General features: G+C 64.5%; 22 protein-coding genes and 2 tRNA genes. 21 read left to right on the top strand and 3 right to left on the bottom strand.

Annotated elements, in window-relative coordinates:
* Nucleotides 1–223: 223 nt before the first annotated feature.
* On the bottom strand, nt 224–1912 hold the full coding sequence (locus tag HD883_RS07405; RefSeq protein WP_179586845.1) for a ShlB/FhaC/HecB family hemolysin secretion/activation protein: 1689 nt from the start codon (nt 1910–1912) through the stop codon (nt 224–226).
* A gap of 357 nt (nt 1913–2269) precedes the next feature.
* On the opposite strand from HD883_RS07405, the gene HD883_RS07400 reads away from it, so the two are divergent.
* The 21 genes from HD883_RS07400 to HD883_RS07300 all read left to right on the top strand — a co-directional run bounded on the left by HD883_RS07400 (nt 2270) and on the right by HD883_RS07300 (nt 20436).
* Nucleotides 2270–3061 carry an MHYT domain-containing protein gene (locus HD883_RS07400; RefSeq protein WP_179586847.1) on the top strand — a complete coding sequence of 264 codons (792 nt, stop codon included), beginning with the start codon at nt 2270–2272 and terminating at the stop codon, nt 3059–3061.
* 124 nt (nt 3062–3185) lie between these two features.
* The gene (locus HD883_RS07395) at nt 3186–3359 is read left to right on the top strand and encodes a Flp family type IVb pilin (protein ID WP_373563427.1); all 174 of its coding nucleotides are present in this window, start codon (nt 3186–3188) and stop codon (nt 3357–3359) included.
* A 38-nt stretch (nt 3360–3397) separates the two neighbouring features.
* Entirely contained in the window at nt 3398–3949 is a 552-nt protein-coding gene (locus HD883_RS07390; RefSeq protein ID WP_179586851.1) for an A24 family peptidase, read from the top strand.
* Between the two features lie 40 nt (nt 3950–3989).
* Entirely contained in the window at nt 3990–4193 is a 204-nt protein-coding gene (locus HD883_RS07385) for a Flp family type IVb pilin (RefSeq protein WP_179586852.1), read from the top strand.
* Between the two features lie 115 nt (nt 4194–4308).
* The gene (locus HD883_RS07380) at nt 4309–4995 is read left to right on the top strand and encodes a TadE/TadG family type IV pilus assembly protein (protein ID WP_257022027.1); all 687 of its coding nucleotides are present in this window, start codon (nt 4309–4311) and stop codon (nt 4993–4995) included.
* 2 nt (nt 4996–4997) lie between these two features.
* Nucleotides 4998–5531: a TadE/TadG family type IV pilus assembly protein gene (locus tag HD883_RS07375; protein WP_179586854.1), complete on the top strand. Its 534-nt coding sequence runs from the start codon at nt 4998–5000 to the stop codon at nt 5529–5531.
* A gap of 42 nt (nt 5532–5573) precedes the next feature.
* A complete protein-coding gene (cpaB, locus tag HD883_RS07370; RefSeq protein WP_179586856.1) occupies nt 5574–6551 on the top strand; it encodes a Flp pilus assembly protein CpaB in 978 nt (325 codons plus the stop codon).
* Between the two features lie 36 nt (nt 6552–6587).
* The gene (locus HD883_RS07365) at nt 6588–7883 is read left to right on the top strand and encodes a type II and III secretion system protein family protein (protein WP_179586858.1); all 1296 of its coding nucleotides are present in this window, start codon (nt 6588–6590) and stop codon (nt 7881–7883) included.
* Nucleotides 7884–7912: 29 nt separating this feature from the next.
* Nucleotides 7913–9205, top strand: a complete 1293-nt coding sequence (locus HD883_RS07360; protein ID WP_179586860.1) for a pilus assembly protein CpaE — start codon at nt 7913–7915, stop codon at nt 9203–9205.
* Nucleotides 9206–9260: 55 nt separating this feature from the next.
* Nucleotides 9261–10622, top strand: a complete 1362-nt coding sequence (locus tag HD883_RS07355; RefSeq protein ID WP_179586862.1) for a CpaF family protein — start codon at nt 9261–9263, stop codon at nt 10620–10622.
* Nucleotides 10622–11569, top strand: a complete 948-nt coding sequence (locus tag HD883_RS07350) for a type II secretion system F family protein (protein WP_179586864.1) — start codon at nt 10622–10624, stop codon at nt 11567–11569. Before HD883_RS07355 ends, HD883_RS07350 begins: the two co-directional genes overlap by 1 nt.
* Before the next feature lie 2 nt (nt 11570–11571).
* Nucleotides 11572–12546 (top strand): type II secretion system F family protein, encoded by a 975-nt coding sequence (locus HD883_RS07345; protein WP_179586866.1) that lies wholly within the window; start codon nt 11572–11574, stop codon nt 12544–12546.
* Entirely contained in the window at nt 12546–13607 is a 1062-nt protein-coding gene (locus HD883_RS07340) for a tetratricopeptide repeat protein (RefSeq protein WP_179582109.1), read from the top strand. Before HD883_RS07345 ends, HD883_RS07340 begins: the two co-directional genes overlap by 1 nt.
* A 66-nt stretch (nt 13608–13673) precedes the next feature.
* Nucleotides 13674–14300, top strand: a complete 627-nt coding sequence (locus tag HD883_RS07335; RefSeq protein ID WP_179586868.1) for a DUF3613 domain-containing protein — start codon at nt 13674–13676, stop codon at nt 14298–14300.
* 7 nt (nt 14301–14307) lie between these two features.
* A complete protein-coding gene (locus tag HD883_RS07330) occupies nt 14308–16461 on the top strand; it encodes a TadG family pilus assembly protein (protein WP_179586870.1) in 2154 nt (717 codons plus the stop codon).
* 40 nt (nt 16462–16501) lie between these two features.
* Complete coding sequence (locus tag HD883_RS07325) at nt 16502–17872, top strand: sigma 54-interacting transcriptional regulator (protein WP_179586872.1); 1371 nt, start codon at nt 16502–16504, stop codon at nt 17870–17872.
* 94 nt (nt 17873–17966) lie between these two features.
* Nucleotides 17967–18689, top strand: coding sequence for a DUF2968 domain-containing protein (locus tag HD883_RS07320; RefSeq protein WP_179586874.1), 723 nt, complete (start codon nt 17967–17969; stop codon nt 18687–18689).
* 94 nt (nt 18690–18783) lie between these two features.
* A tRNA-Arg gene (locus HD883_RS07315) sits at nt 18784–18860 on the top strand.
* A gap of 217 nt (nt 18861–19077) precedes the next feature.
* A tRNA-Arg gene (locus tag HD883_RS07310) sits at nt 19078–19154 on the top strand.
* A gap of 124 nt (nt 19155–19278) precedes the next feature.
* Nucleotides 19279–20070: a type I methionyl aminopeptidase gene (gene map / locus HD883_RS07305; RefSeq protein WP_179586876.1), complete on the top strand. Its 792-nt coding sequence runs from the start codon at nt 19279–19281 to the stop codon at nt 20068–20070.
* Between the two features lie 138 nt (nt 20071–20208).
* Nucleotides 20209–20436 carry a Nif11-like leader peptide family natural product precursor gene (locus tag HD883_RS07300; RefSeq protein ID WP_179586878.1) on the top strand — a complete coding sequence of 76 codons (228 nt, stop codon included), beginning with the start codon at nt 20209–20211 and terminating at the stop codon, nt 20434–20436.
* Between the two features lie 76 nt (nt 20437–20512).
* Here HD883_RS07300 and HD883_RS07295 read toward each other — a convergent pair whose 3' ends face one another.
* Entirely contained in the window at nt 20513–20785 is a 273-nt protein-coding gene (locus HD883_RS07295; RefSeq protein ID WP_179586880.1) for a hypothetical protein, read from the bottom strand.
* Nucleotides 20786–20929: 144 nt separating this feature from the next.
* The gene (locus tag HD883_RS07290) at nt 20930–21439 is read right to left on the bottom strand and encodes a DUF6496 domain-containing protein (protein ID WP_179586881.1); all 510 of its coding nucleotides are present in this window, start codon (nt 21437–21439) and stop codon (nt 20930–20932) included.
* Between the last annotated feature and the right edge of the window lie 90 nt (nt 21440–21529).

The raw sequence follows: 21529 nt of genomic DNA, 5'->3' as shown, positions 1-21529 counted from the left end.
GCAAAACGTATGCCAATGCATGGATCGGCCGCAAAAAAACACGCGCCAGAGCCCCTTGAAAGCGACCCTAAGGTCTTGCAAACACAGGAGAAATCAGGGGGCGCGAGAATTCGCGGCGGTGTGATCGACACACCGCGCGAAGGGCTTGAAATGCAGGGGATGGGGGCCGGAACGGCGGGGGCGTTACGTAGCGCCGGGAACAGCGTTACGTAACGAGACTGCGTTATTCGAACTGGAACGAATAGTTCGCGTTGAAGCGCAATGGACGACCATTGGCATTGACTGGACGATCGCCGACAGGCTTGGCCAGATTGAGGTCGAGCGCATACCGTTTCTGGTCCGTGACCCTGAGGCCAAGCGCCACGGAAGCCAGCTTGCGCGTTGCCAACGTAAAGCGGCTGTCATTGAGCGACGCCCGCGCGGCATCGGCCACCACATACGGCTGGACCACCGGCACATAGGCAAGGCCGGTGGCAAACCGGCGATTGATTTCGAACGCCGCGCCGTAGCCCTTGTCGCCCCCCACTTCACCGGCCGGATACCCGCGCGCGAAACGTTGTCCGCCAAACGTGATCTGCTCCGACGTGGGCAAGGAGTTGGAGCTGTACTGACCCAGGGCCGAGAACGACAGACCGAACTGCGCAGGCAACGTCAGCGACTGCGTGCCGCCCAGCGTGAAGCGCGTGAAATCAAGGTCGTAGTTGACGCCGATGCCCTGCTGGTTCTGGCGCGCATCCAGCGCATCCAGTCCCTTGTTGATGCTTGCCGTCAGGCGGCGCGATCGCAGCAGGGAACTGTCGGCGTACGTGACGTCGGCATGCAGCACCCGCAGATGCGTCGTCAGTTGCGCCGATGCGCCGGTCGCCTGGCTGCGATAGGTATCGCGGCTGCTTGATGCATAGACGCCGGCCGTGCCGGTCAGCGCCTGTTGGTTGCTGATGATGAAGAGATAGCTGACGCTGACCCCCGCGCGCTGATTCTGGATCTCGCGGTCCAGTCCCTGCGCCTGCAGGATGTCGTTCTGCGGCTCCGCGCGATAGCTGAATGCATCGGCCTTGATCGTCATGCCATCGCTGCCGATCGGCACCACCACATTGCCCGCGTAGTACTGCAACTTGTCGCTGCCGCTCGGCACGGCGGCCATCAACTGCACCTGTTCCGCCAGCGGTGTCAGGCTGCTTGCGGTGGCGGTCACGATGGCGTGGGTGCCGGTGCTCAGATTGCTGATGCCGGCGTCGAAGCGGAAAGCCTTGTGGTCGACGGCCAGCGTGAGTTCCGTCGCACCGTCTGCGCGTTTTGGCAGACTGAGCTCCGGCTTGACCTTCATGCCGGCCACCGTGGCCATCAGGTTCAGCTGGCGTTCCAGCGTCTTGCGGGTCAGCGGGCGTTCCTGCTCGATGACCCGCGCGTAGTCCTGCAGCTTCGTGATCGCCGGCCCGACGTCGCCGCTGATCTGCGTGCTGCTGACGTAGCCCTCGACCACCGTGACCTTGACCAACCCGCCGGCAAAGTCCTGATTCTGGATCAACGCGAAAGACAGCACATAGCCTTGCTGACGATAGAGCTCGGTAATGCGATCCGCCGCCGCAATCAGTTCGGCCACGGTCGTGGGCTTGCCCGCGAGCGGCTCAAGGATCGCGACGACATCAGCAAAGGGAAGCGCCGTGACGCCCGTCACATCGAAGTTGGCGGGCGTGACCATCCGGGCCAGGGTTGACTGCTGCGCATCCGACGCCGGCGTCTGCGGGACCACGACCGGCGGCGCCGACGGCTGAGGTTCGGCCGGGCGTGGCGGCAACGCGTCCAGCGGGTTGCCTAGGCCGGGGCTATCCGCAGAGTGACTGGTATAGGGCAGGGCGGCCAGCAGCGCTGCGGGTAGCCAGACAGCGCGCAGGCGGGGGCGATGGGGCATGCGAAAAGGCCTCGGGGAAAGTGTTATCAGCACAGGCTATTGGCCGCAAGTTTGGCACAAGGATGTTGGCGAAAACATACTGTGGCGCGATTGATTCAGGGTTAACCGCAGCTTTGTTCACGTTGGGACGATTGTGGGACGGTGGTGGCCGATACTCTTCGACTGAGGTAATGGCAATAATGTTTTTTATTAATTATCCGCCGTTTTGAGATTATCGATTTCATGTCGTTTTGATATCGGCGCGGTTATCTGGCAATCAAACTTTATTTATGTGTTTTCGCAGCGCCGCGATATTGACAGCACTTCCTGCAACCCTGTAGCTTATGCAGTAACAGGGCGTTACTTGGAAAGAAACAGATGCAACCTGGCGACATCATTCCCTTGCAGTTCGACAGTGGTCTGGTCGCCCTTTCTTTCGCGATTTCGGTTCTTGGCGCGTATGTCGCGCTGCTGGCCGCAAGCCGAATCCGGACCCCGGACAACCGCACGCACATCGGTTATGTGGTGGCGTCGGCGGTAGCGCTTGGCGGCGTCGGTATCTGGGGGATGCACTTTATCGGCATGGCTGCGCAGATCATCCCTTCGCGGGTGGCCTACGGCGCCCCCATGACGGTATTCAGCCTGTTCGTTGCGATGGCATTTTCGGGCGCTGCCCTGTGGTTCGTCGGCCGGGCGCGATTCACGCTGGCCCGCTGCGCGGTCGCCGGGGTGGTGGCCGGGCTGGGCGTGGTGGCCATGCATTACCTGGGCATGGACTCGATGCGCATGTCGGCGGTTTTCGATTGGAATGGCTGGCTGGTTACCGCGTCCTTCCTGGTGGCGATCGTCGCCGCCACCGTGGCCCTGTGGCTGGCGTTCAACCTGTATACCGAATGGCAGCGCATCGGCGCCGCGGTGTTGATGGCGTTGGCCGTGTGCGGCATGCACTACCTGGGCGTGGCTGCGGGGGCGATCGTATGCACCGAGCCGCGCGAATTCACCGGCCTGCAGTTCGACGGTGAAGTGCTTCCATACGCCGTGTTCCTGATCTCGCTGGTGAGCCTGATCGTGATGCGCTACGAGATTTACCGCAGCAGCCGCGAAAGCCATCTGCAGATGGCCAGCAAACTGGAAACGGTGCTGACGACGCGGCAGCAGGTCGAAGGGTAGGAAGCAACGGATAGTTTCCGCTGCTCTGATTGGAATGATTGTGTCGCGTGTTAGTTAATTTCGGATTTTCACGAAGTAAATATCGGCTGGATGAACTGGCTGAAACATTTTCAAGTTGGAGTAAATCATGCAAGCGATCGCTCGGTTCTTGAAAGAAGAAGACGGTGCAACAGCCATTGAATATGGCTTGATTGCGGGTCTGGTCTCGCTGGGCATTATCCTTGCGCTGACTGCGCTGGGCGGAAGCCTCGACGGATTATTCAAACGAATTTCTACGAAAGTCACGTCCATCACGTAATCGTGTTTATTGCTGCGTGACGTTGACGCTACACGGACTTGGGCATCGATATGGTCAACGCATTTCACCTTGGAAGCTTTGTCGTGCTTTGCAGCCTGGTGCTGATCGGCGACCTGTCGGTGCGCAAAGTGTTCAACGTGCTGGTTGTTCTGGGGTTGGTCGTGCAAGGCGTTTTCCTTGTCTGGGGTGATGTTGGCGCCAACGGCCTTGTGAACCAGGTGGAACCCGCAGTGACGGGACTCGTCGTCGGCTTTGTGCTTCTGCTGCCTTTGTATGCGTTTCGCGCGATGGGAGCGGGGGACGTCAAGTTTTTTGCGGTCGTGGGGTGGTGGATGGGCCCCGCTGCGTTGTTGCCGGTTTTTGTGATCGCCAGCCTGATGGCAGCGGCCCATGCCATTGCGGTGACGATGGCGGGGTCGATCTGGTCACTTGCGGCGCGGGACATCGGTCAGCGATTGGCTGCGGTTCTGCCGATGCCTGCGGCGCGGCGTACTGCAACCGGTACACAAAGACGCCGGGAACGGCGCGGAATTCCGTATGCCGCCTACATGGCGGCGGGGGCGGTGGGAATGCTGGTCTGGCAATCGTGATTTGCCAGCAGCACAGAGTGGCACGTTCAAGGAGTGAACCATGCAAGACATCATGAAGTTTTTGAAAGACGAAGAAGGCGCCACGGCCATCGAGTATGGCTTGATCGCTGGGTTGGTGGCCGTCGGGATCATCGTCGCTCTGACGGCGTTGGGTACCGACCTGTCACTGCTGTTTGGGCGCATCTCGGCCAAGCTGACTGGAGCAACGGGAACGGCACCAGCGACAGGAACCGGCAGCAATTGATCGCCGCAAGGGGGCGGAGGGGTTGCTCCGCCCGTCCTTGATTCCATGGCAGAGCCCTCGGCGCAAGGTGCGTCGGCGTAAGGAGAAAGTTGCCGCCTGACTGATTGCAGTAGGTATGCAGTGCCGTTTCAAGTCCCTCGCAAGAGGCAGAATTTTTGGGTTACGCAGGGGAAACAGGATGCGTGGTACCGGCAGCACCAGGCCTGGCAGTGGCCGCCGTGTCGACTATGCACCAGGACGTCAGTCCGGGGTTTATGCGATCGAATTCGCCATTGTTTTCCCGATCTTCTTTTTGCTGTTCTACGGCGTGTTGACGTTCGGCCTGATTTTTACCGCCCAACAATCGCTGACGCTCGCAGCCGAAGATGGCGCGCGTGCGACATTGCGCTATCGCCTGGTGACCGCGCCGAGCACGCCATCAGTCATGATGTCCCAACTGAATGAACGCTTGAAGCTAGCCTGCCAGGTTGCCGCCGATCGCGTCAGCTGGCTACAGAACGCCGGCGCCGCGCCCACATGCCAGGCCGTCGTCAACGGCCGCTGCGCCAACGCGGACGGAACCGCGGGCGCTTCGATGTGCGTTGCCCGCTTCACCGGCGGCGTGCCCAGCGCCCGTGTCTTCTGCGGCTACGAAGCAAGCGATCAATGCCAGGCCACCCTGACCGTGGCCTACAACTACCGCGCCAATCCGCTGGTCCCGACCGTACTCGGCCTGGGCCTCGTCGTGCCCAGCAACCTGCAGGGTGTGGCCACCGTCACGCTAGACCCGGCCTTGCTGCAACGCATGGGCACGGGAGCCTGATCATGCGCGCCCATTTCCTGATTGCCGCCCGACGTAACCGCGCCGCACGCCCGCGCCGCCAACGCGGGGTCGCCGCGCTCGAGTTCTCGCTCGTGTGCCTGCTGTTCCTGTTGATCTTCTTTGGCATCGCCAGCTACGGCGCCTTGCTGGTCGTGCAGCAGACCCTGTCGCGCGCCGCGCAGGAAGGCGCGCGCGCCATGCTGCAGGCGTCCATCGCGCCGTCGCAGACCACCACCGCCAGCGCGATGGGCTGTTCCGCGGCCAATGCGTCCATGGCCTGGCTGAACCAGTTCCGCGAAACGCTCGGCCAGGGGCCGGTGGTCTGTGCGCCATCGATCCAGCCGTGCACCTACAGCTCGGTGCTGACGTGCGGCACGGTCGAAGTCACCTACGCCAACTATCGCAACTACCCGCTGATTCCTGAACTGGTCCCGCTGGGCGCATGGCTCGAAACGATCTTCGGGCCGGGCAGCAACTGGATTCCCCTCAACCTGACGTCCCGCGGCACCGTGCAGATCGGCGCGACCGCGAGCTGAATCGTTTTCCTTAGCCATGCTGACCTATAAGGCCCTGAGTCGATGAACAATGTGACCAAGATCGTTGCGGCGCTGCTGGTCCTGGTGGCCCTGCTGCTGGGCGTCTATGCCCTGATGCTCGTCCAGACCCCGGACGCCCCGCCGCCGACGCAGGCCAGCAATCCCGTGTCGCCGACCCAGTTCCAGGTGGTCGTGGCCGACAAGCTGCTGCCCGCCGGCACGGTCATCGACCCGGCCTCGCTGAAGGTCGTGCCGCTGCCCATCAACCCCGCCGGCAGCTTCACGACAGTGGGTGCCCTGACCGGCAAGATTCCCAGGATCGACATCGGTCCGGGCACGCCCGTGGTCGACGCGACGCTGGCCAAAGGCCTGACGCTGCAACTCAAGGAAGGCGAGCGCGCGGTGGCGGTGTCGGTGGACGAAGTGGTCGGCAGCGGCAATCGTGTCACGCCGGGCGACATGGTCGATGTGTTCTTCACGCTCAAACAATCGCAGGACATCAGCAAGACCCAGTCGCGCCTGCTGCTGTCCAGGCTGCGCGTGCTGACCTATGGCCAGGACTCGGTCGATGGCCCGCCGGCTTCTGAAGAAACGCTGCGCAACAATGGTCCCGTCGTACCGCGCACGGCGGTGCTGGCCGTGCCCACGGCGGACGTGAACCGCCTGTTGCTGGCGACCCAGAACGGGCGTCTGCAACTGGCGCTGCGTCACCCCACCGATCCCACCGTGCCTGATGTGGCCTTGTTCCCCGATGTGCCGACGGTCCTGGCGGCCAAGGGGACCCTGACGCCGGAGCAGCGCGAGGCGCTCAAGAACGCCGACAACCTGGCCTATGCCGGCAACGAGCTGAGCGGCCTGGCCGGTGAGGGCCGCACCGCGCCACCGCCGCGCGCGGTGTCGCAGGTGGTGGCCCCGCGTCCGGCCGCGCCGCGGCCGGTGGCGACGCCGACGTTGCCGCGTGTCCAGCCGAACACGGTGGAAGTGGTGCGCGGCACGCAGCGCGAAACGGTCGGTTTTTAAGTGGGCAGAGCTTCAATGACGACAGGACCTTCCAGGATGGATCTCCGCAAATGGCCGCTCGCGGCAGCGCTTGCCCTGTGTTTCATCGTGCCCGCCGGTGCGGCCGATGACGGCCCGCGGCAGGTGTCGGTCGCGGTGCGCGATCAGTATCAGCTGTCGATTCCGGGCGCGCTCGAACGCGTGGCCGTGGTCGATCCGGAAGTGGCGGATGTCGTGCTGGAAAAGGCCACGGAAACGCGCCGCGGCAGTGTGGCGGTGGTGGGCAAGAAGCCTGGCACGACCATGGTGTCGGTGTGGCTGCGCGGCGTGGAAGCCCCGCAGATCTATCTGGTCCGCGTGACGGGCGATCTGGCCACCTTGCTGCCCGATGAAGGCGTCAAGACCCAGATCTACGGCGACACGGCCGTGATGAGTGGCCGTGCCGATTCCCTGCTGGCGCATCGCCGCGCGGCGGCGGCAGCCGACAACGCCGTGGGCGCGCAGCAGGTCTTCGACAACTCGTTGGTCGAAGCGGGCGGCGTGGTCCAGGTCGAGGTGAAAGTTGTCGAATTCAACAAACAGACCTTGAAGGAAGCCGGCTTCAACTTCTCGGCCAGCAACACGCGCGGTTCCTTCAACTTCGGGCTGGCCAGCCAGATCGCGCCCACCGGCGCCATGTTCGACCTGGCCTTGGGACTGACGCGCGGCAACTTCCTGCTCGATACCAATCTGCGTCTGCTCGAATCGAATGGGCTGGCGCGGGTGCTGGCCGAACCGACACTGGTCGCCTTGTCGGGGCAGAGCGCCAAGTTCCTGGCGGGCGGCGAACTGCCGGTGCCCCAGGCAGGTGGCCTGGGCACCACGACCGTGGTCTACAAGCCCTTCGGTATCGGCCTGACGGTCACGCCCACCGTGCTGTCCAAGGATCGCATCGCGCTGAAGGTGGCGCCCGAAGCCAGCGATCTGGACTACACGAACGGCGTCAACATCAACGGCACGCAGATCCCCGCGATCATCACGCGGCGCGCCGATACGACGGTGGAATTGGGCGACGGCGAAAGCTACGTGATCGGCGGGCTGGTCTCGCGGACGACGTCGTCGAACCTGTCGAAGATGCCCCTGCTTGGCGACCTGCCGATCATTGGCGCCTTCTTCAGAAGCATGAACTATCAGCAGCGCGAAAAAGAGCTGCTGATCGTGGTCACGCCGCGCCTGGTGCGGCCGATCATGAAAGGTGTGGCGCTACCCCTGCCGGGCGCGTCGCAGGACAAGCGCGATACCCCGGCCAATGCCTGGGGCAGTTATGTGTTGGGGATTGCCAGCGGCGACGAGCTGCCGGGCTTTTCCAAATAGGGCTACGAGGTCGCCCAGGAGCAAGAGTTATGAACGCGCGAACCAAGGAGTTAGCCAGTTTGCACGATGCCCGCCGTTTCCTGTTCTTCACGACAGACAACACCGCCGCCCAACACCTGGCCGCTGCATTGGCCGATGACGGGATGATGGTGCAGGAAGACGCGGCATCGGATCGCCTGTCGGTCAGGCTGGCTGAACTCATTCCGCAGATGGTGTTCCTGGATTTCGGGATCGATGAATCGCAACCCGGCAAGATGGCGCAGGCCACCGAGCTGGCTCGCCAGCTTGCACGCGTCGCGCCGACGCTGCCAGTGGTCGCGGTCGGATCGATCACCCGGCCCGAAGGCGCGATTGCCGCGCTGCGTGCCGGTGTCCGGGACTTCATCGACCTCGCCAACGAGAACGAAGTCCAGGACGTCGTGCGGCGGGTGCTGCAGTCCAATGGCGGCGGCCGTTCGCGCCGGCCCGGCCGCGGGCAACTGATCGTCATCCTGGGCGTGCGCGCCGGGGTGGGGGCAAGCACCTTGGGGGCGCATCTGTCCACCCTGGTTCACATGCAGATGAGCGCGCCGCCGGCCGCGCCGGAAGCGGGCCGCAAGGCGCCTGCCGCCACCGGCTCGCAAAAGGCCGCGCTGCTCGACCTGGGCTGGCCGATCGCCGATGGGCAGCTCTACCTGAACGTATCGGGCACCTTCCACTTTGCCGAGGCCGTGCGCAACCTGCGCCGCTTCGACGAGACGCTGGTCAACACGGCGCTGTCGCGCAGCGCAAGCGGCGTGACCGTGATCCCGCTGCCAAGGGACCTGAGCGAAATGCGCACGGTGTCCCATGCGGACTCGCTGGGCCTGCTCGAAAAGTTGCGCGAACACTTTGGCGTGTTGCTGGCCGATCTTGGCGGCTTCACCAATCCCGAATTTGTCGCGAGCCTGGTGCGCGCGGCCGACCAGACCTGGCTGGTGACCGATCAGGGCGTGGGATCGCTGGTGTCGCTGGCCGACATCCTGCGCGATCTGGATAGCCGCGATGTGGACCGATCGCGTCTGCGCCTGGTGGTCAATCGCTACGACGAACGGTACGGCATGACGTCCGATCAGATTTCCGAGCGTTTTGGTGTCGAGCTGCTGGCGGCCTTGCCGGATCGCACCCTGGCTTTGATGAGCAGCACCAACCAGGGCCGCCTGCTGCACGAGGTGTCCGATCGCGACCCCTATGTGCGCGCGGTGCAGAACCTGGCCGATGCCTTGTCGGAACGGACCGAAAAGGCAGGCACGAACAAGTGGTTGTCGCGCTGGTTGCCCGGCGTGCAGAAGCATCTGGCCTAGCCATGCATCTGCACATGCACCGGGCGTTTGAGTTCACTGGGATAGAACAGGAATCATGGACATGACGGCTTCTATCGAATTTGCCGATGATGGCGTGGCCTTCGTCAATACGCAGCGCTTCCACGACGTGAAGGCGGCTGCGCACGAGCACCTTCTGAGCCGCATCGAAGAACTGGGCGCGGAATTTGGCCGGTGGTCCCGCGCGGCCATCCAGCAGTTTGTCGACCTGGAAGTGGACAGCTTCGTGCGCCTGCGCCGGGTGCCGATCAACGAAAGCGAACTGCGTCAGGTGTCCGCCGCGTTGACCAAGGAACTGGCGGGCCTGGGCCCCCTGGAAGACCTGCTGGCCGATGCCGCGGTCGAAGACGTGCTGATCAACGGCTACGACAATGTGTTCGTGTCCCGCCGCGGCATCCTGGCCAAGGAAAGCCTGCGCTTCAGCGACAACAATCATCTGCTGCGTATCGTGCGCCGCATTCTTGCGCCGCTGGGCCGGCGGCTTGATGAATCAAGCCCGATGGTCGACGCGCGCCTGCCTGATGGCGGCCGCCTGAACGTGGTGATCGAGCCCCTGGCCGTCGATGGCCCGATGGTCTCGATCCGGAAATTTCGCAAGGATCCGCTCAAGCCGGCCGACCTGCTGACCCTTGGCACATTCAACGAAGAGATCCACCGCCTGTTGAGCGTCGCGGTGCGCGAGCGCTGCAACATCCTGGTGTCAGGCGGCACCAGCTCGGGTAAGACGTCGCTGCTGAATGCACTGGCGTTTTTCGTGCCCGAAACCGAACGGGTCGTGACGGTGGAAGACACCGCTGAACTGTCGTTGAACCATCCGCACGTGGTGCGGCTGGAATCGCGTCAGGGCGGCTTTGAAGGCGCCGGCGCGGTCACCATTCGCGACCTGATCCGCAACAGCTTGCGGATGCGGCCTGACCGCGTGGTGGTGGGCGAAGTTCGCGGCCCCGAAGTGATGGACATGCTGCAGGCGATGAACACGGGTCACGAAGGGTCGATGGCGACCATCCACGCCAACTCGCCCCGTGAATGCCTGTACCGGATCGAAATGCTGGCCGGCTTTGCCGGCTTCCAGGGGAGCGAAGACAGCCTGCGCCGGCAGATCGCCAGTGCGCTCGACTTCGTGGTGCAGATTGGCCGGCTGTCGAATGGCCGCCGGCGCATCACCTCGATTTCCGAGGTGACCGGGATGGGCGACAACGTCATCGCGACCCAGGAATTGTTCCGCTACGAAAGCTTCATCGCACCCGATGGGGAAGAGAAGGATCGCTGGATTTCGCTCGGCATCCATCCGCACACGCCGAAGCTGGCCAAGTATCGCGACCAGTTGCGGATGCCGACGCCCGATGCGCCGCCGCCTGCTGCCGGTGGCAACGGCGGCTTCTGGTCGCGGGGCCGCTGATGAGCGTCGCGGTCCTGGGCATTCTCTGCATGGCGCTGCTGCTGATCGCGGCGGCGCTGTGGCTGTGGCAGTCGTCGTCGGCGCGCACGCGTCGCAATGCCGCGAGTGCGTTCGTCGAACAGCAACTGGGCCGGTCGGTGGCGTCGGTGGCGGCCGTGGCCGCGCCTGCGCCCGAGGTCAGCCCAGGGCGCGCGCCCATGCGTGTGTCGGGCATAGGCGGACACTGGGACAACCTGCTGCTGCGCGCGGGCATGACCGGGGACACCCGGTTCTACGCCCCCATGATCGGATTGATGGTGATCCTGCCGCTGGTGGCGCTGCTGTTCAGCGGTGTGCTGGCCGCGGTCATCATGGCCGGATTGGTTGTCGTTGGCACCTATTTCCGCCTGTGGTACGCAGCCAGCAAACGCAACGCCGTCATGGTGCGGCAGCTGCCCGGGCTGATCGATGGCCTGGTGCGCCTGATCACGATCGGCAACAGCCTGGGCTCGGCGTTCCATACGGCGGTGCCTGGCGTGGATCGCCCCTTGTTCGATGTGCTGGAGCGCGCCAATCAGTTGAACCGCGCGGGCATGGAACTGGATGCATCCCTGTTCTATGTGGCCCGCCTGTATCGCTTTCGCGAGCTGGAACTGGTGGCGGCCGTGATCGGTGTCGCGCTGCGTTTTGGTGGACGCAGCGACATGGTGCTTGAACGGATGGCGGGCTTCATGCGCGACCTGCAACAGGCGCGTGAAGAACTGCATGCCTTGTCGGCCGAGGTGCGCCTGTCGGCCTGGATCCTGGCGCTGCTGCCGATCTTCGTGGCCGGGTTCATTGTCATTTTCAACAATGCCATGTTCATGGGCATGTGGGATGACGCGTCGGGCAAGAAGATGCTGCTTGGTGCGGTGTTCCTGCAGGTTGCCGGTTCCTTCTGGCTGTATCGCATGGCGAAGTCGGTATGACGATGACCCCCCAACTCCTGACCGCGGCCGCCTTGGTCGCCCTTGCCGCCGCCTTGCTGCTGGCCGGCCTGTCGCTGCTGTCGCGTTCGTCGCGCCAGACGCGCAGCCAGCGCACCGTCAATTCCGCGATCACCGCGCGGGAACAACCCGAACTGGCCGACGCCATGGCCCGTGCCGCGGCGCCAGGCTCGCGCGACCGGATGCGCGCCATGTTCGACAGCACGGCCGAGCTGGGCCGCAAGTGGGGCGAAGGCCGGATCGGCGCGCAACTGCTGGCGGCTGAAGACCGGCTGCTGGTCGACCGCTGCGGCTTCAAGGACCTGGTGCGCGCGCGGTCGCAATTCATCTTTGCACGCGCGGTGCTCGGCCTGGGTTTGCCGCTGGTCATCTGGCTGTACCTGAAGGGGTCGCACTCCTTCCAGGTGGTTGCCTTTGGCCTGTTCATCGGCTTCGGCATCGGCTACATGCTGCCCAAGTGGGTGCTGCAGAAAGTGGCGAGCGCCCGCGTGAAACGCGCCGCCGACGAACTGCCGCTGCTGATCGACCTGCTGCGCTTGCTGCAAGGGGTGGGCCTGTCGATCGACCAGAGCCTGCATGTGATCGTGACCGAGTTCGGCCGCGTGATCCCCGTGCTGGCGGGCGAACTTGAAATTGCCATCAACCAGCACGCCCGCGGGCTGGGGCGCGAACAGTCGCTGCAGCGTCTGGCGACCGGCTTCGACAACGACGACCTGGGCGCCGTGGCGCGGCTGATCGTGCAGGTGGACAAGCATGGCGGCGCGGTGCAGGAACCGCTCAAACAATTCAGCGAGCGGGTGCGCGAGCAGCGCCGCATGCTGCTCAAAGAACGGGTCGGCAAGCTGACGGTCAAGATGACCGGCGTGATGGTGCTGACCTTGTTGCCTGCGCTGATCATCGTGACGGCGGGCGCGGGCTTCCTGGCCGTGTTCCGCGGCCTGGCTCGATTGGGAACCTGATGACACACGACACCACCTCGCATTGCCGGAAGGGCGTCGCCACCTTGATCGCGATGGGCGGCCTGCTGCTTGCCGCCGGCTGCACGACGCCGAATGGCTATGGCATGAGCCAGCAGCAGATCAACGAAGAAGCGGTCATGCGCCAGCAGGTCGCCAACCAGGATCCGGTCGCGGACAACCGCGGCATGTATCTGTCGATGATCCGCGAGATGCAGGGCAAGGGACTGTACTTCGCGTCGCTCGCGCATGTGGATGCGTTCGAGCAGAAGTACGGCGTGGCGCCCGACGTCGAACTGCTGCGCGCGCACGGCTTGCGCGAATCCGGGCAGGCGGCGCAGGCCGAAGCCGTGTATCGCAAGCTGCAGGATTCGTCGGTGGCTGCGGCGGCGTCGCAAGGCCTGGGGCTGGTGGCGGGCGGACGCGGGGACTTTGCAGGCGCGGTGACGGCCCTGCGTGAGGCGGCCCGGCGCGATCCGACCAATGCCCTGATTGTCAGTGACCTGGGCTACGCCTTGCTGCGCCAGGGCGACATGGCGTCGGCACGATTGTCGATCGCGCAGGCTGCCGAGCTTGCGCCAACCAATCAGAAGATCGTCGGCAACCTGGCGCTCTATCTGCTGGTGGCCGGAGAAGAGGGCAGGGCGGATGCCGTGATGGACAAGGCAGAGATGCCCGTAAACACGCGCGCCGCGGTGCGCCGCCTGGCAACGAGCCTGCGCGCGCCCGAGCAGGCGCGGGCGATGCCGGCGGTGGCGATGACGGCGGCGGCGCCACCCGTGGCGCGAACGGTGAGTGTGCCGATGGCAACCGCGCCGGCGCCCGCCGCGGCGTCCGCGCCGGTGATGGCGCAAGCCGCCCCGGTCGCGCCCGCGCCCGATATGGCGGCGCCCGGCCCGTCAATGTCGCAGACGCCGGGTGTGGTCCGTGATCGTGGTGCGGCGGCTGCGTATGGGGCGAATGCGATGCCACGCGTGGCTGCGCCGGCGCCTGCCACGCCCGACCGGTCCTTGCCGCCCGAAGCGCCGATGCAATCCCTGCTTGACCGGTTTTCCACCCCTTAGCCGCCCGTGCCGACCCTGGACTGACGCACGCCTTACCTAGCCTTGATGACGAACGGAAATACGGCCATGACCTTGACCCGCAGCACACTGATGAATCGACTGGCGCATGCGCTGCCGCTGATGTTCGCGTTTGCCGCGCCGCTGGCGGCGCACGCCCAGAACGTACCCGTCACCGGGACCATGATGCAGGTCGATGGGCAGCCCGAAGCGGATGCCGCGGCGGCCCGCCAGCAGTCCGACGCCGTTGCCGGCCGCGAACGCGCGCTGCAGGAACAGGCCGTGCAACGGCAGGCCGCGGAACAGGCCGCGCGGCAACGCGCCCAGCAACCGGCGGCACCGTCCGCGGCACCGTCCGTCGTTCGCCAACTGCCCAACCCCGCCGCGCCGCAAGCCGCCGCGCCTGCGCCCGCCCAGCCCGCGCCCGCCGCGAACGCCATGGGCGTCACCACCGTGTCCACCCCGGCCCAGCGCGCCGCCGCCCCCGCGCCGCTCCCGCAGCCCGCCATCACCGGCAAACCCAACGTGGGCGACGTCAGCCGCAGCGCCTTGGCCCTTCAGGCCGAAGGCCGCTACGCCGGCCCGTCAGTCCCCACGCTTGGCGCGACCACCCGCGCCAGCTGGGACCGCTACGTCCAGAGCTTCCGGAATCCCATCCCCGAGTTCTACCCGACGAACTCGTCGCCCAAGAATTGAGATCGCCATGACCACGACGCGCGCCTTCCTCAAGCTACATGCACAGCCTCAGCAGGCCGGGGGCCGCCACCGCCAGCGCGGCTCGGTGCTGGTGGCAACCGCGGGCGCGCTGCTGGTGTCGGTGACGCTGCTGGCGTCGGCCGACCTGGGCTACCTGTTCTACATGAAACGCGAAATGCAGAAGGTCGCGGACCTGTCTGCCCTGGCCGGCGCGCAGCGCATCGACAAGCGCAACTGCAGCCCCGCGATCGCCGCCGCCACCGGCAATGCAAACGTGAATATGAGCCGGTATGCGATGACGCTGCCGGCGGCCCAGAATCCGGTCACGTGTGGCCGCTGGGATCCAGCCGCGCCTGCCGCCACGACAACCGTTGCGACCGAAGCCACGCCCACCGAAAAGTATGAAGGCAACCTGATCCGCAGCTATTTCGGCACGCCGGTCACGGGCGCCGACTTCAACGCCGTGAAGGTCGCCTTCACGCAGGAAGTGCCCATGTTCTTTTCCTTCATGGGCAAGCGGACCGTCAGTGTGCAGGCCATCGCCATCCGCGACGCGCCGCTCGCCACGTTCTCGGTTGGCTCCAAGATCTCGACCATCAACCCGGCGCAAACGCCGCTGGGCGCCGTGTTGCGTCTGGTCGGCGCGAACGTCAATGCCTCCGAGCTGCTCAGCTATAACGGCCTGGCCCAGGTCAAGGTCACGCCCAGCGGCCTGTTGCAGGCGCTGGGTATTCCGGTCAGCGCCGATCTGGGGGTAGCCGAACTGAACACCTTGCTGGCCGGCCGCCAGGTGCAGCTCGGCACCTTGCTCAATGCCATCACGACCGTGGGCGGGCAAAACGGCCTGGCAAGCGCCAACGTGGCGGTCACCAACGCCTTGCAGACGGCGTTGTCGGTGCCGTCGTTGATGGTTCAGCTGGGATCCACCGACGCAGTGGGCGGTCTGTTCGCCAAGATCGTTGCGCCGGGCGCCACCGTGGCGTCGGCGCTCAATGCGCAGGTCAGCGCGCTTGACCTGATCACGTCCGCCGTTGGCGTGGCGTCGTCGCAGCGCGGCGTGGATACGGCCATCAATGTCGGCAGCATTGCGGGCATCACGGCAACGGCCAAACTGGGCATCATCGAGCCGCCCTCGATCGGTATCGGCGGCCTGGGCACCAAGGCCTACACGTCGCAAGTGCGTCTCTACACCCACATCACGAGCAATGGCACGGGACTGGCCAGCAGCCTGCTCAGCCTGCTCGGCACGACCATTGACCTGCCCATCGTGATCGATGTGGTGAGCTCGCTGGGCACCCTGACCGACATGAACTGCGGCGCATCGCCACCGGCTGCGACCATCGCCGTCGATTCCACGTTGATGAAAGCCTGCGTCGGCAAGGTCAACGAGTCCACCTTGTTCTCGACCAGAGAAGTCTGTGACACCGGCCTGCAGGACCAGACGATTGCCAAGGTGTTGAACCTGAATCTGCTGTCGGGACAAGTGCATGTGAACGCACTGTCGACGCCGACGACACCGGTGACCTTGTCGGTGGGCCAGACCAAGTCGACGGGGCAGAACCCGCTGGCCATCGGCGATACCGTGTCGTCCCTGGTGAACCAGGTGCTGGGCCTGATCCTGGCGCAGCCGTCTCAGGCCGGCACGGGCGGGTCGATCGCGGGCATGACCCCGGCGACCGCGGCCGATGTCGCCGACAAATACCTGACCAAGTACGGCTACAACGCCACCACCATTGCATCGCGCATGATTGCCGATGGCGTGACGTGGGGCCGCCCGTGCCTGATCGGCGTGCTGACCTGCGCCATGCCGGACGTGTGGAAGGGGCAGGTCACGCCCCTGATCGGCACGTGCGACAACACCTGCAAACGTAATGCCCTGATTGCCAGCCTGCAGACCACTGCGAGCAATGGCGTCATCCCTGGCCTGCTGACCGGCGCGGGTGACCTGGTGTCCGGACTGCTGGGCGGCACGGGAAGCACGACGCAGCAGAACCTGCTGCAGTCGCTGCTCAAACCGGTGATCGAACTGCTCAAGCCGACGCTCAACGCGGTGGGCAGTGCACTGTCGAATGTATTGCTCAACGTGCTCGGCATCGACCTGGGCGTCACGGATGTCAAGCTGATGTCGTTGAGCTGCAGCAACGCCCGGCTGGTCTATTGATGACCACCGGTGCATGTACCAGGAGAACCAGCGCAGCATCATGAAAAACCAACGAGCGCAACAGGACGACCTGGACGTCTATGTATGGGAAGGCAGATCGGACATTGCCGAGCGTGTCGCGCGCGCGCTGGCCACGCTGAACGTCGATGTGATCCGCGCCGATGCGATTGCCGTGTCGAGCGACATGCTGCAGGCCCGCACGTCCATTGCCGTGATTTCAGTCACGGTGATCGAGCGGCCGAGTTTCAACGCGCGCGATTGGCAGGCGCGTCACGGCATGCCCGTGATCTGGGTCGCGGCCGAGGCGCGCGGCAATGATCCGAGCGTCTATCCTCCGGAGTACTCCAACATTCTGACGCCCGACTTCACGCCCGCGGAGCTGCGTGCCCTGGTTTTCAAGCTCGCCGGCGTCGTTCGGGAAAGCGCGCGTCCGGCGCCCGCCGCCGACCCGTTGATCGCATCGTCTGCCTGCATGCAATTGTTCCTGGCGGAAGTCGATGCCTTTGCCGACTGTGATTCGAACGTGCTGGTTCGCGGCGAGACCGGGACCGGCAAGGAACGCGTCGCCCGCCTCCTGCATGAACGCCACCGCCGCTATGGCCGCGGCCCGTTCGTCGCGGTCAATTGCGGAGCCATTCCGGATGGCCTGTTCGAGTCGCATTTCTTTGGGCATGCCAAAGGGGCCTTTACCGGCGCGGCGTTTGCGCACAAGGGCTACTTTGAACAGGCGCGTGAAGGCACCCTGTTCCTGGATGAAATCGGGGACCTGCCGCTGTATCAGCAGGTCAAGCTGCTGCGTGTGCTGGAACAGAACACGGTGACGCGGCTGGGGTCCACCAATGAGATCCCCGTCAACTTCCGGCTGGTGGCAGCCACCAACCGGCCCCTGCGCGACCTGGTTCGGCAGGATCTGTTCCGCGCCGATCTGTACTACCGGCTGGCCGTGATCGAGCTGATGGTGCCCAGCCTGGAAGAGCGGGGCGCCATCGACAAGATCGCGATCTTCAAGGCCTTCCTTGGCCAGATCCTGCCCGATCAGGATGTGGAGGTGCCGGACTGGCTGGCCACGATGATTGCGCAGACCCGGTTCACCGGAAATATCCGCGAACTGCGGAACATTGCCGAGCGCGTGGGTATTACGGTGCGGCAGTTCCGCGCCTGGGACCGCGCGCGCATTGGCCGCATCTTTTCGTCTCTGGAAGACCGCGCGGATCGGATGGCCCCGGCCAGCGAACGCAATCCGCAAGACATTGCCGAGCGCAACCGCATCGTGGTGGCCCTGGACGCCAACGGCTGGCGCCGGCAGGACACGGCGTCGTTCCTGGGCATCAGCCGCAAGGTGCTGTGGGAAAAAATGCGCAAGTATCAGATCGTCGGGCAGGAAGCCGAGGTCGCCGGAGAATTCGATTAAACGCAAACTATCGCGCCGCCACGAGGCGCCTTCCATTAAAATGTATCCAACGATGATCGCAAGCCTCAGACAATCACAAGCAAGGAAGGCTGGAATGAAATTGAAGAGCCGCAGCATGATCCAACGCGTGGGGATCGCCGTGCTGGTGTCGGGAATGTCGGCAGGGGTCGCGGCGCAGGGCATCATGTCCTCCGGATCCACCGTCCGGCCCGTGGTCACGCAAGGCGCTCCGGTGGCGCAAAGCGCGCCTACGCAACCCGACAACAGCCCGGCTGCCAACAGCACCATCGCCGAACTGCAGGGCCTGATCCAGGCGCGTGGCCTGAACGAACTGCGCACCACCTACAACGGCAACTATGGCGCGAGCCTGTTGTTCCGTGCCGAAGACCTGGTGTATTACGTGGCCATGTTCCAGCAGAAGAATTTCTGGCGCGTGGTCAAGACCACGTCCGAGCAGCAGGCCGAGCAGCTGTATCGCAACTTCGTGGACCAGACCGTGCAGCTGGCCGATGTCGACATCCGCCGCATCAAGCTCGATGCTGAACGTGCCAGCACCGAAAAGCTGATTTCCGTCAATGAAAGCCGCCTGACCGCGTTGCAGAATGATCTGAGCGTGCAGCGTCAGCAGGAACAGCAGGTGGCTGCCCGCCAGGATCAGGCCCGCGCCGAAGCGGCTGCGCTCGCCAACGATCGTCAGCAGGCGCGCGAACAGTTGACGACCCTGCAGCGGCAGATTCGTGCGCTGGAAGAGCAGCAGGCCAAGCTCGACGCGATCGGCACGCAGGCCCCCGGGGATACGGCACGCCGCGGCAGGTAAGCCACTGGCAGCAAGTGCTCGCATTCGGATCGTTCAAAAAACGCACCGATTTGCGCGACAGCAGATTTTGTTGCTATACTTTCGTTTCTTTGCAGCGCCCGTAGCTCAGTTGGATAGAGTACTTGGCTACGAACCAAGGGGTCGTGGGTTCGAATCCTGCCGGGCGCACCAGAATAAAGTCGATGTGCAAACATCGGCTTGAAACGGTCTGAAAGCCAACGCTTTCAGGCCGTTTTGATTTAACGCCCTGACCCAGTCGGGCGTAGCGGTTGAAATTGCAGTACCCGTAACACCGTATGCATGGCGCGGTTTACAGCAGGAAGCCCGGCTGGCTTGGTTGATTTGAAGCCGCCGCAATTTCCATGTTATAAACACGCCTCGCTACACAGCGCCCGTAGCTCAGTTGGATAGAGTACTTGGCTACGAACCAAGGGGTCGTGGGTTCGAATCCTGCCGGGCGCACCAGAATTTGTTGATTGCAGTACAAGCGTTGCGCCAGTCGCGGCAATGCTGACCGAGACGGGCGCCACTAAGGCGCCCGTTTTGTTTTGCCCGCAGCAGCCTGCATGACCCATCACCCGGGAACGCCATGAGCATCGATATCAAGACCAAAGCCCAGATCGAAAAGATGCGCCTGTCGGGCCGGCTGGCGGCCGAAGTGCTCGAGATGCTGCGTCCCTTGGTCGTGCCGGGCGTGACCACGGCCGAACTGGACGAGCGCGCCTACGATTACATCGTCACCCGGCTCAATGCCTTGCCCGGCAAGGCCGGCTATCGCGGCTTCGAACACACCCTGGGCACGTCCATCAATGGCGTGGTCTGGAACGGGGTGCCCAGCGACAAGGACGTGCTTCGGGACGGCGATATCGTCGGCATCGAAGTCGCCCTGATCAAGAACAGCTGGTTCGGCGCCACGACCCGCACCTTCCTTGTCGGTAAGCCCGACGCCGCCGCCAGACGCCTGGTCACCGCGACCGAAGCCGCGCTGGCGGCCGCCATTGCCATCGTGCGGGAAGGGTCGCGGCTGGGGGACATCGGCCACGCCATCGAACGGGTGGCCAAGGCCTCGGGCTTTTCGGTGGTGCGTGAATACTGCGGCCATGGCATTGGCCGCGGGTATCACGAAGAACCGGAAGTCGCGCATACCGGCCGGATGGGCTCGGGCCTGTGGCTCAAGAAAGGCATGGTCTTCACGATCGAACCCATGCTGAACGCCGGCGGCCCCGATGTGGAAAATCTGGGTGACACGGTCGAAGTGGTGACGTCCGACGGCGAGCTGTCGGCACAGGCCCAGCACACGGTCCTGGTGACCGAGACTGGCGCCGAGATTTTGACAGCATGGGCTGATCGCGAACGCGGCGCGCCACGCACCGCGCGCTAGGAAGGTGTTGAGGGCTCAGTCATCCCCGCCCTCATCCTTCACCGATGCGGTCTGTCGGATGAATGACACACGAAGTCAAGTCAGCGCGCGCGGGCATACGTAGAATATCTGTCGTACTGCCTTAGCCAGGAAGCGACGGTGCCCCCCGACAATCTCAAGACCCTGCTGGAACGCGCGGTGATCGACGCCGATCTGCGCGAACGTGTGACCGTGATTCTGTCCGCCTCGTCGGCCCATGTGGCCGACCGGATGGCCATGCTCGCGACGGATCACGGACTGCCTTTGACGGCGGACGAATATCGCGTCGCCATCTCGTCGGTGGCGCGGGTCGTCATCGTGCCCGACAACGGGCAGTGGGTGCATTGACGCTGGCGCCTGACACGCTGCGCCTGGCGCGCAGCCAGCCTGCACCCACCCTGGCGCGCCGGCGCTCCGCTTGCCTTCAGCGCCCAGGCACCAGTTCATAGCCACGATTGCGCATGCACGTCATGCTCTGGTCCGACCGGCGCATGGCCGCATCGACGCCAGGGCCCACCTGCCCGCGATTCGACGCTTCGAAAGATCCCCGCGACATGTTCGATGCCTGCTGGCAGGCCGCACGATCGGCGTCGACGCGGCTTTCGCTCGCACCTTCCTTGCGCCACACATAGTTGTCCGACGCGCATCCGGCCAGCACGAGCAGCACGCCCGCCAGCATCATTCCTGACTTCATCATTCCAGCCTTGATCGTTTGAACGATTGCGGCCGCATGCCGCAATCTTTTGCTGCCGCCATTATCGGCGGAACGGGCCGGCGCACGAAACGCGAGGCAGGCAACGGCCTGTCATGACGCCGGCCAACCGTATTCCCAACCCGCGGATCAACCGGCCGCCTTTCGATTCCTGGCGCGTGTTTCCGCCGCCTTCTTGGCCGCTGCCGACCGGCCTGCCGCACCTTTGGTCTCGGCCGCTTTTTTCGCCGCGGCCGACCGGTCGCCCGACGACCGCTTGCTGGCTGCCTTTTTCGCTTGCGTTGACAGTGCCTTGGTCGATGCGCCGTCCGTCGATTCCCGCTTCAGCGCGGTCTTGGCGGCTTTCGATCGTGTCTTGGAGGGCGCTTTGTTGGGCGCCTTGCCGGCTTGCAGGTCCTTCTCGGCATGCTTGCGCGTGGACGTCTTCGACGCCTTCTTGGCAGGAGGGTCGAGCTTGACCCCGGCGCGGCGCGCTTCCGACAGGCCGATCGCCACCGCCTGCTTGCTCGAGCGCACGCCGTGCTTGCCGGCGCGGACCTTGTCGATCTGTTCCTTCACGAATTCGCCGGCCTGGGTCGAGGCGGACTTGCCGGCGCGTTTGTCTTCCTTGGCTTTCTTGAGGGGGCGGGCTTCAGGCATGTGGGGGCTCCAGTCAGAACTTGCGATCACACCGTGATGCGCAGTGCCCTGGGTACAGCAACTTCTGTGCCCCTGTGCCCCGGTTCTATA

The sequence above is a fragment of the Pigmentiphaga litoralis genome (assembly GCF_013408655.1).
GTDB lineage: Bacteria > Pseudomonadota > Gammaproteobacteria > Burkholderiales > Burkholderiaceae_B > Pigmentiphaga > Pigmentiphaga litoralis_A.
Note: the sequence above shows the minus strand (reverse complement) of the source record. Positions and strands in the feature narration are given on the sequence as shown.

Bases quoted from the DNA above. Each gene is read 5' to 3' on its own strand.
- HD883_RS07405 (WP_179586845.1), bottom strand. From the start codon at position 1,912: ATGCCCCATCGCCCCCGCCTGCGCGCTGTCTGGCTACCCGCAGCGCTG.
- HD883_RS07400 (WP_179586847.1), top strand. From the start codon at position 2,270: ATGCAACCTGGCGACATCATTCCCTTGCAGTTCGACAGTGGTCTGGTC.
- HD883_RS07385 (WP_179586852.1), top strand. From the start codon at position 3,990: ATGCAAGACATCATGAAGTTTTTGAAAGACGAAGAAGGCGCCACGGCC.
- HD883_RS07380 (WP_257022027.1), top strand. From the start codon at position 4,309: ATGCAGTGCCGTTTCAAGTCCCTCGCAAGAGGCAGAATTTTTGGGTTA.
- HD883_RS07375 (WP_179586854.1), top strand. From the start codon at position 4,998: ATGCGCGCCCATTTCCTGATTGCCGCCCGACGTAACCGCGCCGCACGC.
- cpaB (WP_179586856.1), top strand. From the start codon at position 5,574: ATGAACAATGTGACCAAGATCGTTGCGGCGCTGCTGGTCCTGGTGGCC.
- HD883_RS07365 (WP_179586858.1), top strand. From the start codon at position 6,588: ATGGATCTCCGCAAATGGCCGCTCGCGGCAGCGCTTGCCCTGTGTTTC.
- HD883_RS07360 (WP_179586860.1), top strand. From the start codon at position 7,913: ATGAACGCGCGAACCAAGGAGTTAGCCAGTTTGCACGATGCCCGCCGT.
- HD883_RS07355 (WP_179586862.1), top strand. From the start codon at position 9,261: ATGGACATGACGGCTTCTATCGAATTTGCCGATGATGGCGTGGCCTTC.
- HD883_RS07350 (WP_179586864.1), top strand. From the start codon at position 10,622: ATGAGCGTCGCGGTCCTGGGCATTCTCTGCATGGCGCTGCTGCTGATC.
- HD883_RS07345 (WP_179586866.1), top strand. From the start codon at position 11,572: ATGACCCCCCAACTCCTGACCGCGGCCGCCTTGGTCGCCCTTGCCGCC.
- HD883_RS07340 (WP_179582109.1), top strand. From the start codon at position 12,546: ATGACACACGACACCACCTCGCATTGCCGGAAGGGCGTCGCCACCTTG.
- HD883_RS07335 (WP_179586868.1), top strand. From the start codon at position 13,674: ATGACCTTGACCCGCAGCACACTGATGAATCGACTGGCGCATGCGCTG.
- HD883_RS07330 (WP_179586870.1), top strand. From the start codon at position 14,308: ATGACCACGACGCGCGCCTTCCTCAAGCTACATGCACAGCCTCAGCAG.
- HD883_RS07325 (WP_179586872.1), top strand. From the start codon at position 16,502: ATGAAAAACCAACGAGCGCAACAGGACGACCTGGACGTCTATGTATGG.
- HD883_RS07320 (WP_179586874.1), top strand. From the start codon at position 17,967: ATGAAATTGAAGAGCCGCAGCATGATCCAACGCGTGGGGATCGCCGTG.
- map (WP_179586876.1), top strand. From the start codon at position 19,279: ATGAGCATCGATATCAAGACCAAAGCCCAGATCGAAAAGATGCGCCTG.
- HD883_RS07295 (WP_179586880.1), bottom strand. From the start codon at position 20,785: ATGATGAAGTCAGGAATGATGCTGGCGGGCGTGCTGCTCGTGCTGGCC.
- HD883_RS07290 (WP_179586881.1), bottom strand. From the start codon at position 21,439: ATGCCTGAAGCCCGCCCCCTCAAGAAAGCCAAGGAAGACAAACGCGCC.